The following is a 13,182-nucleotide window of genomic DNA, read 5'->3' as shown; positions in this document are numbered from 1 at the left end:
CGCGGATTGGCTCAGCGACGGCGTCGCAGAACCAAACCTGCCATGCCTAGAGCGGAAAGCAGCAGCGTTCCAGGTTCCGGAATGGTGTTGGTGGCGAGGACTTCGTCGAAGATCGTGAACGAGTTGATGGTCGCTTCGCCGTCCTCGATCGAGAAGGTGCTGTCGGCCGGGAGATCATCGAACTTCGCCATTCCCAATTCCAGTTGGATCAGGAGCGGGTCGGAAGCCGTCATCGACCAGACGGAGGTATCGACAGGCGTGACCAACTCGAAAAATCCCACTCCGGTGTCCGCCCCGAATGAAATCAGGCCGGTACCCGCATCGTAGGCCATCCTCATGGTCGCGGTGAGCGGGGCCGAGGCGGCCCCGAGATTGGTGATGGGTCCGGTTTCGGCACCGGCGGTCACGTGCGCTCCCCGGACGGCAAAATCGGGGCCACCGGCGAAGTTGAGAGCTGCGAAGTTGATTTGTGCCCGGTCGTCGGTGGATGGAAGATTGTTTCGAACACCGAAGGAGAGAGCGACCCCCTCACCGCCGGCCATCGTGGCGAAGGCCGATCCGTCGGCAAGGGTCATGTTGGCCTGAACGGTCCAGCTTGATCCGAGTGTGAGAACCGGGGCGCCCGAGCCGGTCAGTTCAAGTGTGTGCCGTGCGACGGCCAGGCCCTCCACGCTGTCGGTGTTCACGTTGAGTGCTCCGCCGCTGACACTGACCGTGGCGTTGACCGTGCTGTCGCCGCTGGTGTCGGTCACCCACACGGGATCCGGGCTGCCGGATCCGGAGAAGGTGTCGGTGAAAATGACCCCTGCTGTCAGGGGATTGGAGGACAGGGCGATCGCGGTGAGGAGGGGAGTGACTTTCATCCGGCGTTGCAAAAGCAGTTAGAGCGCGGCCATCCGGAGCAACCATCGAGCCAAGAACCAAGAAAAAACTCGAAAACCGGTGCGAAAACCGGCCGGATGAGCACGTAGTGCGCATATCTTATGATGAAGACCATGATTTACCTGACGGTCGCCGCCGCAGCCTCCGCCTTCGGAGGAGAGGGCTGGGTGGACCTTTTCAATGGCAAGGACCTCGATGGCTGGACCCAGCGCAATGGAACGGCGACCTACGAAATCAAAGGCGACACGCTGGTCGGGACGACGGCCGAGGGCAGCCCCAACAGCTTCCTGTGCACCGACAAGAAGTATGGCGACTTCGAGCTGACCTTCGAAGTGAAGGTCGACGACGCGCTGAACTCCGGCGTGCAGATCCGCTCGGGCACCTTCGGAGGGCCGAAGGGCCGGGTGAACGGACCCCAGGTCGAGATCGAGGCCAGCGGCGAGAAGGGTGCCGAGGCCGGATACATCTACGGCGAGGCAATCGGAGGTTGGATGACGCCCCAGATCGACCTGAGGCCGCACAAGCATTTCAAGGACGGCGATTGGAACGCCTACCGTGTCGTCGCCAACGGACCGCGGATCCAGGTCTGGATCAACGGTGAGATGATTTCCGATCTCGTTGACGAGAAACGGTTCAAGAGTCACCCGAAGGGTTTCATCGGCCTCCAGGTCCACAGCATCGGCAAAGGCCAGGGCCCTTTCCAGGTGGCCTGGCGCAAGCTGAAGCTGAAGGAACTGTGAGGGGCCGACGCCGGAGGCGTCGAAGTCTGGTAGCCGGGGGTTGAGTCCGCGCAGCGGACGACACCCCCCGGGCCGGACGTATGAAAATCCAGCACCCTGGCAGGGGTGTTAGGCGTGGGGTGTTGGTGGCCGGGTTCGATGGAACGACCGTCCATCGTGGCATGCCTCCGGCATGCGGGTTCTGTGGCAATGGTCAACCGGTGGTGTCGCTCGTTCCTCGCTCAACCACCGGCTACCGTCATGTCACGCCTCCGGCGTGGGAACCGCCGCCCGTCGTGCGTTGACGATGTAATAAAGCACCGGCACCGCGAGGCGGGAGACGAAGAGCGAGGCGACCTCGCCGGCCATCAGCGAGAGCGCAAGGCCCTGGAAGATCGGGTCGGTGAGGATCACCGCCGCCCCGACGACCACCGCCATCGCGGTCAGGGCCATCGGCCGGAAGCGCACCGCACCGGCATCGACCACCGCCTCCAGTAGCGGCATGCCTTCCCTGAGCCGGAGCTGGATGAAGTCGACGAGGATGATCGAGTTGCGAACGACGATGCCGCCGCCGGCCATGAACCCGATCATCGAGGTGGCGGTGAAGAAGGCGCCCATCGCCCCGTGGGCCGGCAGGATACCGATCAGCGAGAAGGGAATCGCGACCATCACGATCATCGGCGTGATGAACGAGCGGAACCAGCCGACCATCAGCATGTAGATCAGGATCAGGCACGCGCCGAAGGCGATGCCGAGGTCCCGGAAGACCTCGAGGGTGATGTGCCACTCGCCGTCCCACTTGATCGACGGCTCAATGTCGCTCTCCGGCATGGCCAGGTTGTGGACCCGGATCGCCGTGTCCCTGCCGCCGAACTCCGCGGGGTCGAGCGCGGCGATCTTGTCGTTCATCTCGCCGATCGCATACACCGGGCTCTCGGCCTCGCCGGCGACGTCGGCGATGACGTAGGTCACCGGCATCAGGTTCTTGTGGTAGATCGACTTGTCGATGACATCCCTCTCGAGCGTGACCAGCTCGCCGAGGGGGATCAGCGGCGGCGCCTCGCCGGGAACCTGCTCGGGGAGCTGGTTGGCATCGCCGGCCCGCACCCGCAGGCCGAGCAGTTGCCGCGGGTCGGTGCGGTCGGGTCGTTCGAGGCGCAGCACCACCTCGACCGGTTCCTTCTCGTCGGGCAGGTGGATCAGGTCGACCGCCGACCCTCCGACCGCGGTGCGAAGGGTCTCGGAAATGGTGGCGGCGGAGATCCCGCTGAGCGCGGCCTTCTCCTTGTCGATGACGAAGCGCCAGAGGGTCTGGTCCTCCTCCCAGTAGTAGTCGATGTCGACCACGTCCGGCGTTTCCGCAAAGATCCCGCGCACCTTGCGGGCGAGCTTTTCCCGGTCGCTACGGCGTTCCCCGTAGCATTCGGCGACCAGGGTCTGCAGCACCGGCGGTCCGGGCGGCACCTCGGCGACGGCGATGCGGGCCCCGTAGCGCCCGGCGATTTCGTGCAATGCCGGGCGCACGCGCTTGGCGATGTCGTGGCTGGCGGCCTTGCGGTCGTGCTTGGGCAGCAGGTTCACCTGGACGTCGGCGACGTTCGGGCCGCGCCGCATGAAGTAGTGGCGGACCAACCCGTTGAAGTTGAACGGCGCGGCGGTGCCGGCATAGACCTGGGTGTTCACGACCTCCGGCTCCCGGCCGAGGCGGGCGGCCATCTCGGTGGCGGCGCGGGCGGTGGTCTCGAGCGCGGTGCCCTCGGGCATGTTGATCACCACCTGGAACTCCGACTTGTTGTCGAAGGGCAGCATCTTCACCTGCACCCAGCCGATCGGAACCAGCGCGCAGGCCCCGATGAACAGCAGCGCGATGGTACCGAGGAAAGCGAAGCGCCGCGGCGCGGTCTCAAGCATGCCGTGCATGAAGCGCCGGTAGAGCCGGGTCGGCAGGCCTTCTTCGCCATGCGGATCGGCACCGGCCGCGAGCGGGGCGTGCGGCTTGAGGATGCGGATCGCAGCCCAGGGCGTGACGATGAAGGCGACCAGCAGCGAGAACACCATCGCGGCCGAGGCGCCGACCGGAATCGGGCGCATGTAGGGACCCATCAGGCCGCCGACGAAGGCCATCGGCAGGATCGCCGCGATCACCGCCCAGGTGGCGAGGATGGTCGGGTTGCCGACCTCCGACACCGCCTCGATCGCGATCTGACCGATCGACTTGCCGCCGCGGTCGGGCAGTCGCATGTGGCGGACGATGTTTTCGACGACCACGATCGCATCGTCGACCAGGATGCCGATGGAAAAGATCAGCGCGAAGAGCGTGATGCGGTTGAGCGTGTAGCCGGCGAGCAGGAAGACCAGCAGCGTGAGGGCAAGGGTGGACGGGATGGCCAGCGCGACCACCAGCGACTCGCGTTTTCCCAGCGCGAAGAGGATCAGCAGCGAGACCGAGACGACGGCGATGCCCATGTGCAGCAGCAGCTCGTTGGACTTCTCGGCGGCGGTCTGGCCGTAGTGGCGGGTGATGGTGACCTCGACGTCGTCGGGGATGATGTGGCCCTTCAGCCGTTCGACCTGTTCGAGCACCTTGTCGGCCACGGTGATCGCGTTGGCACCGGGGCGCTTGGCGACGGTGATGGTCACGGCGGGCTCAAATTGCTCCGAGCCGCCGGCGGTGTGCAGGACGTAGGCCTCGGGATCGCCGGCACCGTCGTGGATGGTGGCAACGTCGCGAAGATAGACCGGGCGGCCGTCGTAGGCGCCGAGCACGGTGTCGCCGACTTCTTCGGGGGAATGGAGGAAGCCGCCGGACTCGATCAGCAGCACCTCGTCGGAGGCGGTGATTTCTCCGGAGCGGAACTGGCGGTTGGCCTGCTGGAGGACCGGCAGGATGCCGGCCGGCGTGAGGCTGCGCGCGGCGAGCTTGGCGGGGTCGAGGTCGATGCGGATCTGTCGCTGTTCGCCGCCGATCAGGATCGTTTCGGCCACCTGCGGCACGCGCTTGATGCGGTGCTCGACCTCGGCGGCGAGGCGGCGGAGGGTGATCGAGTCGGCGCTCCTGGAATGCAGCGTGAGCGCGAGGATGGGAACGTCGTCGATGCCGCGCGGCTTGATCAGCGGCCGCGAGACACCCGGGGGGATGACGTCGAAGTTCGCCTCGAGCTTGTGGTTCAGCCGGGTCAGCGCGGTCTCGGCGTCGGTCCCGACCTTGTAGCGCACGATCACCAGTGAGGATCCGGGCGAGGAGGTCGAGTAGATGTATTCCACGCCGGGGATTTCCCACAGCAGCTTCTCCATCGGGTTGGTGACCCGGGTTTCGATCTCCTTGGCCGAGGCGCCGGGCATCTGCACCATCACGTCGATCATCGGCACCTTGATCTGCGGTTCTTCTTCGCGCGGCAGCTTGAGGGTGGCGAAGATGCCGAGCAGCACCGAGCCGAGGATCAGCAGCGGGGTGAGCGGCGAGTTGATGAACTTGGCCGCCAGCGTGCCGGCAATGCCGCGATGCTCGTCCGGGTCGGGAGACATGGGTCTGAAGGCGGGGGAGGTGTTAGAGCGACGGATTCACCGGAGTGCCACCGGCAAAGTCGGCCGGGATCTCGGCGAGGATGCGTTCGCCGGCTTCGAGCCCGGAGAGGATCTCGACCCCCTCAGGGCTGCGCTGGCCGGTGCGCACGATGCGCAGATGGGCGAGATTTTCCGCATCGACGACGGCGGCGTAGCACAGCTGGCCGCGCTGGAGCAGGGCGGACTCGGCGACGACGACCGCCGGGCGGCTGCCGCGCGGCAGGAAGGCGCGGCCGAACTGACCGGCGAGCATCTTTTCGCCGGCGGGCAGGTCGAGCTTCACCAGAAAGGTGCGACTGCCGGTGTCCGCCGCCGGCGAGACCTCGGCGACGGTGCCTTCGGTTTCGACTCCGCCCGGGCCGACCGCGACCTTGAAGCGCCGGCCGAGCTCGATGCGGTTGGCGAGGGTCTCGGCGACGTGCATCTCGAAGCGCAGGCGGGTCGGGTCCTCGATGCGGCACACCGCCGCGCCGGGCTGGACGAGGTCGCCGGTGTCGAGGTGGCGGCGGGTGATGCGTCCGGCGAAGGGGGCCACGATTTCGGCCTCGTCGAGCTGGCTGCGGATCTGGTCGCGCTCGGCGGTGGCGACGCGCAGCTGGGTTTCCACGCGGTCGATGTCGCGCTGGGAAACCGAGCCCTTGTCGCGGAGCGAGCGGTAGCGCTCGGCCTCACTGCGGGAGTTTTCCAAGGCCGCTTCGGCCCGCGCCAGGGCGGCCTCGAGTTGCGGCGCCTCAACCTTGGCGAGAAGCTCTCCCTGCTTCACCGCGACCCCCGGGATCGCCTTCATCTCGATGATGCGCCCGGTCGTTTTCGAGGAGACCGTCGCCTGCAGTGCCGGCTGCACGGTGCCGACTACTTCCTCGTGCACGGGCAGGTCGGTGGTGGTGGCCTCGATGATCCGGGCGTCGATCGCCGGAAGGGTTTCGGCGGTGCCGGCGGCGGGCTCGCTTTTGTGACAGGCCGCGGCGAGAAGGGCGGCGGCGGACAGCGCACAATAGACGATTTTCATGGCTACTCCGAACGTGGCATAGCGCGAGGGGCGGGGGTAGGGGAAAGATGCGGATGTGCGGAATCAAAAGGTGGGCCGATCCTTCGTGCCGGTTGCGATCCAGGCTGGAGCCGGGCAAACCCGGCGCTCCCTCACCCGGCGACGCGGACCCGTGTCGCTCCGGGCCCGGCGGCTTCGATCTCGCCGATCGGCTGGGCGAGATCGGCGAGGCCGTGCTTCTCGAAAAGCGCGATGAGGCCGCCGGCATGTGCCGGGTCGATGGCGGTGAGGATGCCGCCGCTGGTCTGCGGATCGCAGAGGATGTGTCGGCGCGACTCGTCGGGGCAATCGATGGCATCGCCGTAGCTCGCCCAGTTGCGACGGGTGCCGCCGGGAATCGCCCCGGCTTCGAGGTAGGGCGCGAGGTCGGTGATTTGAGGCACGGCCGGGAAGTCCACCCGGGCGATGGCCCCGCTGGCTTCGGCCATTTCCCGCAGGTGGCCGAGCAGGCCGAAGCCGGTCACGTCGGTCATCGCGTGGACTCCGTCGAGCGGCGCGATCTCGGCCCCGATGGAGTTGAGCCGCATCATGGAGGCCGCCGCGCGCCCCCGATCCTCGTCGCGCAGCAGGCCTTTCTTTTCGGCTGTCGCGAGCAGGCCGACACCGAGCGGTTTGCTGAGGAAGAGCAGGTCGCCGGGTTTTGCACCGGCATTGGTTTTGAGCTGCGAGCGGGAGACGATGCCATTCACCGCCAGCCCGAAGATCGGTTCCTCGCTGTCGATGCTGTGACCGCCGGCAAGGACGATGCCTGCCTCGGCGCAAACCTTCCGCGCGCCGCCGAGCACTTCGCCCGCCACTTCAGCTGGCAGTTTTTCCAAGGGCCAGCCGAGCACCGCCAGCGCCAGCACCGGGCGGCCGCCCATGGCGTAGATGTCGCTGATCGCGTTGGCCGCGGCGATGCGCCCGAACTGTTCGGGGTCGTCGACGATGGGCATGAAGAAATCGGTCGTCGCCAGCAGCACCGTCTCGCCGTCGTCGAGCGCGAAAGCCGCCGCGTCGTCGCGCTGGTCATTGCCGACCAGCAGCCGGGGGTCGGTCGAGGCGGTCCCACCTGCTGCCGAGAGAATCTGGTCGAGGACCTTGGGCGAGATCTTGCAGCCGCATCCGGCGCCGGAGCTGTATTGGGTGAGTCGGGGTTTCATGGGGGAGATGATCGGACGGCGGCCGCCAGGGTCGAGGCCATTTCCGCGGGGTCGAGTCGGTCGAAGGAGTGGCTCGTCAGGTTGGCGGGAGCGGCCCGCTTCAGCGAGTGCCGGTAGGTCTTGTCGTAGTAGGCGAGGACGATGCGGCAGGCGGTGGTCGCGTCGCCGGTCTCGATGGCTTCGATCGCCTCCTTGACCCGGTCGCCGCCGAGGCGTTTGCGGATGGCTTCGACCCTTTCGGCAAGAAGCGTGGGCGGGTGTCCGGCATAGCCGTCGCAGAGGTGCTGCACGCGGTCCTCATCCGGCACTTCGACCCGATGGAATTCGCCCGCCTGCTTCTGGCGCCAGATCTCCAGCGGCAGGCGGATTCTGCCGATGGTGCGGCTTTCGTCTTCCAACCACAGCGGCCTGTCCGGGTCGGCGGCCCGCCACTCGAAGGCGAGGCGGTTCTCGAACTGCTGTTGGGTCGGGGCCGGCTTCTGACCGAGCGAACCGAAGGCGCTGCCCTTGTGATGGGCGAGTGCTTCAAGGTCGATGACCTGTTCCCCCTGCACCGCCAGTTCTCCGAGCACCTCGGTTTTCCCGCTGCCGGTCAGCCCGGTCACCACGTGGATCGCCCTTGGCTGCTCGAAGCCGTCGAGGACCCAGTTCCGGAATGCCTTGTATCCGCCCTTCAGCGTGGCCACCTGGCAGCCGAAGCTTTCCAGCAGCCAGGCCACGCTGCCGCTGCGCATGCCGCCCCGCCAGCAGTGGACCAGGGCTTGGTCGCCGGCCCGGGAGGCATGGCCAAGCAGTTCCCTGGCGAACTCGTCCATTCGCGGGCCGATGCAGCGCAGTCCGAGCATGACCGCCGGTTGTCGGCCGAGTTGCTTGTAGGTCTTTCCGATCCTGGCGCGCTCCTCGTCGCTGAAGAGCGGCACGTTCACCGCCCCGGGGATGTGACCCAGGTTGAACTCCGACGGCGAGCGGACATCGATGACCGGCAGATCCTTCGCACGTGCGAGAAATTCGTCGGTGGGAAGGGCCTTGGCCATGGCAAGCGGGTGGCCTCCGCGGAGCGGCTTACTTGCTCGGAGCAGGTGCCGGGACGCCGGAAAGGTAGCGGTCGTTGCAGCCGGTGAGGTTCTCGCCGTAGCGGACGAGGCAGCCGGATCGCGAGAATCTCAATTCGCGCTCGGTGCCGGGAACCAGGTCCAGACCCTCGTAAAGCGGGTAGTTGGATTCATCGAGTTGCCCGGCCTGGATCTTCCAGTGGGACCACGGAAATGCCGGGCGTTTCCTGACCTTGATCAGCGCCGAGTCCGCCCAGGTCTCGCGCACTGCAACCTCGGCCCGGGCCCGGCCGAGGACTTCGCGTTGGGAAATGGTGGGCCCGCAGCTGGCAAGCAGCGCAGGGATCAGAAGGAGGATGGAACGCATGGCGGAAACAAGGGCTGTCTTACATCGGGAAAACCGCAGCGCTCGGGATTTATCGGAGGCATCGATTTCCCGCCAGCGAAAAGGGCGCCCGATCAGCCCTCGCGGTTGATGATCCTGCCGCCGCGTTCGCAAACCTTCGCCATCAGCGCCTCATTCGGATCCTCGAAGGCGGCATCGAAGCCCTTGGCGTAGTTGAAGAGGTGCTTGTGGAAGTACTCGAAGTAGTCTTCCCGCTCTTCTTTCGTCAGCCGATACCACACCGCGATGTTCAGGGCGCGGGTGACCTTCTGCATCATCGCGAGGGTCAGCTGTCGGCCCTTGCAGGCCCGCTGGACCTGTTTGTGGGTGAGTTGCTCCGGGGAGGCGTCGACCAGGTCGTGGTTGCTCAGTCCCCAGCGTTCCAGCAGGGCCTCAACGGGCTGCGTGCCGCGGTCGCGGGTGTCGTCCATGGGCGGAGTGTGGCGGGCATGGATGGGGCTGGCAATACGGCACTGACGGGCCGCTCCACCGGGCGGGGCGGCGGATTCTTGAAAAGTCTGCGCGTCAATGGCTCCGGCGGCAGTCTCACCGTCTCCGGGGATTATCAGGTCGCTGAACCCCTGTCACTTCCGCCATGTGCTGCTCTTGCTCCCGCCGCGGCTTTCTCGAGACCTCGGCGCTCGCCACCCTGACCACCGCCGCTGCGCCGCTCCTGGGCGCCGCCGCTGGAGTCGATTCGCGGTAGCGGAGGTAATTGTGATGAGAAGAACTGCCTCTCACGGATCCGCTATTGGAAATCGTTGCAGAACGATTCGAAGGCCTGGTCCTCTTGATCGGGCGCGACACCGGCCACGATGTGTCCCACCAGACTTCGGACCACGGCCTCCCGATCGGCGCGGAGATCGAGTCGATCGATTAGCCCACGGGCAATGGCGGCAAGAGTTTTGCCGTTGAAGTTGGTGAATGGTGCGAGATGATGACAGGTCCGGCACAAGTCCACGAGTTCGAAGAGGGACAATCGCGCGTCCACGCGATTCTTCCCACAGCTTGGCAGCAGCTTCATGGCCATCGGAGATGGGTCCGTGATGGGGCGACTTCGCCTCGCACAAGGCGGCGTTCTGGTAGCCGACGAGATCCCACGGAACGTCCGCCAGCCAGTTCCTCGTCAGTGGGTGGCTCGTTTCGCCACGGCGACCTCAGTGACACCGGTGCTTCTCAGCGATCCCTTGCCGATCGTCCCATAGACCGGGGCGGCGGAAAATCGATCCTCGATCGCCGAGGCCGGCAGCGGTCGAGCGTTGCCTCGACGGCTGTCGCTTCCCGACAGGGGAACACGTTAAGGGCGTGTGGGCGGGTAACCCGTCGTCGAAACCGTTTTCCACCCCGTAGATGGATCCTTCGTCCGGTGTGGCCGGAGCCCGCGTTGAACCAGTCCCCCCGCGTCGTGGCCGCCTGGCGGGCCGACTTGCCGCAGCATGGTGATGTCGGTCATGGCTTTTCCTGACGACTCACCCGGCAGCCGTTCGGATGCTGCGGCAAGTCGGGGCGTCAGGCACGACGCGGGGGAAGTCGTTTGGCCCTTTGTTTGCAACGGGAATCCGTTCTCAACGGTCCCGTCACTCCGACATACCGGCTTTGTCGGATCGGATGTCGGGGTGCGGGCCGCAGCAGTTTTCCACATGGGGTACTTTGACCCGGGGAACCAGGGTGCGTTACAACATTAGAGAACCCTTTGGTGGTTCCTTGACAAAATCGCCCCCGGCTTGTGCCGGGGTGCAAAAATACAAGTTTTCAGGTAAGATCGGAGAGCGGCTTTTGACGTGGGCCTGTCGGCCAAGGAGCTTAAGAGGACCTTCGAGAAGCTCGAGGCCGACGGGAAGATCGTTCGAAAGGACAGCTGGATCGGCATCGTGAATTTCGTCAGACACCAGTCTCTAAACCCCAAGGTCAGGCGAGGAATCGAGATCGAGCACGAAAAGGCACCGACCGAGTTGGTCGGGCGGCTCAATCTGCCTCCGGATTACTTCGTGGCAGCCTCCGATAGCCAATCTTATTCTAACAGTAAAAGTAAATCCAATTCTAAGGATCTGTTTTCCACAGATTTATCCACAGATTTTTCCCCGGAGGAGAATCTACGAAGCCGCCTGAGAGCCTTGTCCAGAAGCAAGAGAATCAGGTAGCGCTGTCCTGAGAGATGCTGCCAGGGCGACCTCATAGTCAACCTAGGCATTGAAAACCCGCTCGGAGCAGATTCAGGAATTAAGAATGGACACAAATTCTGATTTCGGAGCATTCGGGCAGTGCATTCTGGCTGATAAGATGCGTCGTGTCGACTCTCTCTCGAAGTGGCACTACCGCTTCGCATCCCTTGGCGTGCATTCACGGTTGACCTTCCAGAGTGAGGTAGCCCCAAGGAAGGAGGTGAAGAGCAACATCACCGACCCCAAATTCGGCAACATCCGGCACGCCAGGGGCATGGACGACTTCTACTAAGGAGACCGTAAAATGCTTGAGGCCCAGTGGCTGCTCTACTGTCTGGTGCACAACATCGGCAAGATCCCCCGCTACGGGAAGAGCCGCGCCCAAGCGAAGTCCAATTGAAACACGTCGTTTTACTATTGCTCCATTCAATGATCCGGACACTCTATTTCCACTCCGGTGTTGAAACCCCGAAGCATTACATGAGTTCCAGCCGCTGCTTCGCGCTACTCCTCGCCTGTCCACTGCTCGCATGTGCGGCTGACCGTCCCAATGTTCTGCTCATCTACGGCGACGACGTCGGCTATGGTGACGTCGGTGCCTACGGGGCGGAGAAAATTCCCACGCCCAACATCGACCGGCTGGCGTCGGAGGGGCTGCGCTTTACCGATGGCCACTGCGCATCCTCGACCTGCACACCCTCCCGCTACTCGCTGCTGACCGGTGAGCTGCCGCTTCGCAAGGAACGCATGGGGATTGCCCACGGACTGTCCAACATGATTGTTTCTCCCGACCAGTTCACCTTGGCGGACTTGTTCAAGGCGGTCGGCTATCGGACGGCGGTGATTGGGAAGTGGCATCTTGGGCTCGACGACGAACCTATTGACTGGAACGGAAGAATCGAACCCGGTCCCGAGTCCCTCGGTTTCGATCATCACTTCATCATCCCCGCCACCAACGACCGGCTGCCGACGGTGTATGTGGAGGATGGAGGGGTGGTGGGCCTCGATCCTGACGATCCGATCACGGTCCGACGCGGGAGCTATGAGGAGCCGATTCCCGATTCCGTTGCGGGCACACCTTATCCGATCGCGCTGCTCGAGCCGGACGCGGTTACCGCCTACCCCGGCGATCACGCCCACTCCGGCTCGGTGATCAACGGCATTGGACGCATCGGCAAGATGAAGGGTGGCAAGAGCGCGTTGTTCAAGGACGAGGACATCGCCGACGATCTGGTGCGTGAGGCCACGGCGTTTATCCGGGAAAGCGGGGATGAGCCGTTCTTCCTGTACTTCTCCGCCAACGACATCCATGCCCCGCGGTGGCCCCATTCGCGGTTCCGCGGCAAGAGCGACCACGGGCTCCGGGGTGACGCGATGGTGTCTTTCGACTGGAGCGCGGGAGCCCTGCTGGGATTGCTCGACGAACTCGGACTGGCCAAGGACACGCTTGTGATCCTCACCAGTGACAACGGTCCCGTGTACATCGATGGCGGCTACCTCGACGGCTGCAAAACCTGCGGATCCGGCGGCGCGGACCACGGTCACTTCGCGGCTGGCCCATATCGGGGCGGGAAGTATCAGATCTACGAAGGTGGTACCCGGGTGCCCTTCATCGTCCGCTGGCCGGGACGGGTCGATCCCGGGGTGTCGGACGCCCTGTTCTCGCAGGTTGATCTGCTCGGATCGCTGTCCAGCTTGCTCGGGGTCGAGATCCCGCCGGGTCAGGCGGCCGACAGCCGGGACTTTGTCAATGCCCTCACCGGCAAGGACTCCAAGGGTGCCGATTGGATCGTTACATGCTCCTTCAAGGATGTGGCCATCCGTCACGGAGAGTGGAAGTATGTCTCCGATCCACCCCAACTCTTTAATCTCAGGGAGGATCCTGGCGAGCGCGACAATGCGATAGGCGATCATCCGAAGAAGGTCGCCGAGATGCAGGCCCTCCTCGAACGCGTGCGGGCACGGTCGTCACGGTCGGGGACCGACTGATTGCTGGTCCGTGTGGGCAGCATGTGTGCGCACGTGGACTACCAAGCTCCAAGCCGTAGCCTCGACCGACTCCACGAGATCCGTCAACGCAACGCCAAGCAACCGAGGATCGACGCGAACTCAGGCCTCACACGTCGGTCTATTGTAAGCGTCCTAAAATCGGCCCCCTACCGCGCTGGGGGGTAAGGCGGCAGGCTGGCGGGGATGTCTAGAACCAATCGCCGCGCCACGCGGCCCAT

11 protein-coding genes are annotated in these 13,182 nt (G+C 64.8%); 3 read left to right on the top strand and 8 right to left on the bottom strand.

The features are described from left to right. Window positions 1–11 precede the first annotated feature (11 nt). Window positions 12–863 carry a PEP-CTERM sorting domain-containing protein gene (locus ACG2LG_RS09395; protein ID WP_396258403.1) on the bottom strand — a complete coding sequence of 284 codons (852 nt, stop codon included), beginning with the start codon at window positions 861–863 and terminating at the stop codon, window positions 12–14. Window positions 864–986: 123 nt separating this feature from the next. On the opposite strand from ACG2LG_RS09395, the gene ACG2LG_RS09390 reads away from it, so the two are divergent. Continuing rightward, window positions 987–1,622 carry a DUF1080 domain-containing protein gene (locus tag ACG2LG_RS09390; RefSeq protein WP_396258401.1) on the top strand — a complete coding sequence of 212 codons (636 nt, stop codon included), beginning with the start codon at window positions 987–989 and terminating at the stop codon, window positions 1,620–1,622. Between the two features lie 243 nt (window positions 1,623–1,865). On the opposite strand, the gene ACG2LG_RS09385 is transcribed toward ACG2LG_RS09390, so the two are convergent. From ACG2LG_RS09385 to ACG2LG_RS09355, 7 genes are all read right to left on the bottom strand, one after another. Continuing rightward, a complete protein-coding gene (locus ACG2LG_RS09385) occupies window positions 1,866–5,126 on the bottom strand; it encodes an efflux RND transporter permease subunit (protein WP_396258399.1) in 3,261 nt (1,086 codons plus the stop codon). 22 nt (window positions 5,127–5,148) lie between these two features. Then, complete coding sequence (locus ACG2LG_RS09380) at window positions 5,149–6,174, bottom strand: efflux RND transporter periplasmic adaptor subunit (RefSeq protein WP_396258398.1); 1,026 nt, start codon at window positions 6,172–6,174, stop codon at window positions 5,149–5,151. Between the two features lie 131 nt (window positions 6,175–6,305). Continuing rightward, window positions 6,306–7,355, bottom strand: coding sequence for a selenide, water dikinase SelD (gene selD / locus ACG2LG_RS09375; RefSeq protein ID WP_396258397.1), 1,050 nt, complete (start codon window positions 7,353–7,355; stop codon window positions 6,306–6,308). Next, entirely contained in the window at window positions 7,352–8,389 is a 1,038-nt protein-coding gene (mnmH, locus tag ACG2LG_RS09370; RefSeq protein WP_396258396.1) for a tRNA 2-selenouridine(34) synthase MnmH, read from the bottom strand. The genes selD and mnmH overlap by 4 nt, the downstream gene beginning before the upstream one ends. Window positions 8,390–8,417: 28 nt before the next feature. Continuing rightward, the gene (locus ACG2LG_RS09365) at window positions 8,418–8,774 is read right to left on the bottom strand and encodes a hypothetical protein (protein ID WP_396258394.1); all 357 of its coding nucleotides are present in this window, start codon (window positions 8,772–8,774) and stop codon (window positions 8,418–8,420) included. 92 nt (window positions 8,775–8,866) lie between these two features. Then, entirely contained in the window at window positions 8,867–9,223 is a 357-nt protein-coding gene (locus ACG2LG_RS09360; RefSeq protein WP_396258393.1) for a hypothetical protein, read from the bottom strand. A 317-nt stretch (window positions 9,224–9,540) separates the two neighbouring features. Further along, the gene (locus tag ACG2LG_RS09355) at window positions 9,541–9,816 is read right to left on the bottom strand and encodes a hypothetical protein (RefSeq protein WP_396258391.1); all 276 of its coding nucleotides are present in this window, start codon (window positions 9,814–9,816) and stop codon (window positions 9,541–9,543) included. A 1,256-nt stretch (window positions 9,817–11,072) separates the two neighbouring features. Between ACG2LG_RS09355 and ACG2LG_RS09350 the strand changes: the two genes are divergently transcribed. Both ACG2LG_RS09350 and ACG2LG_RS09345 read left to right on the top strand, forming a co-directional pair. Next, the gene (locus tag ACG2LG_RS09350) at window positions 11,073–11,246 is read left to right on the top strand and encodes a hypothetical protein (RefSeq protein ID WP_396258390.1); all 174 of its coding nucleotides are present in this window, start codon (window positions 11,073–11,075) and stop codon (window positions 11,244–11,246) included. Window positions 11,247–11,383: 137 nt separating this feature from the next. Further along, on the top strand, window positions 11,384–12,943 hold the full coding sequence (locus ACG2LG_RS09345) for a sulfatase-like hydrolase/transferase (RefSeq protein WP_396258388.1): 1,560 nt from the start codon (window positions 11,384–11,386) through the stop codon (window positions 12,941–12,943). The last annotated feature ends 239 nt before the right edge of the window (window positions 12,944–13,182 follow it).

This window comes from Haloferula sp. A504, from assembly GCF_044385805.1.
Taxonomy (GTDB): domain Bacteria; phylum Verrucomicrobiota; class Verrucomicrobiia; order Verrucomicrobiales; family Akkermansiaceae; genus Haloferula.
The sequence above is the reverse complement of the archived record's forward strand: the minus strand, read 5'-3'. Positions and strand labels throughout refer to the sequence as shown.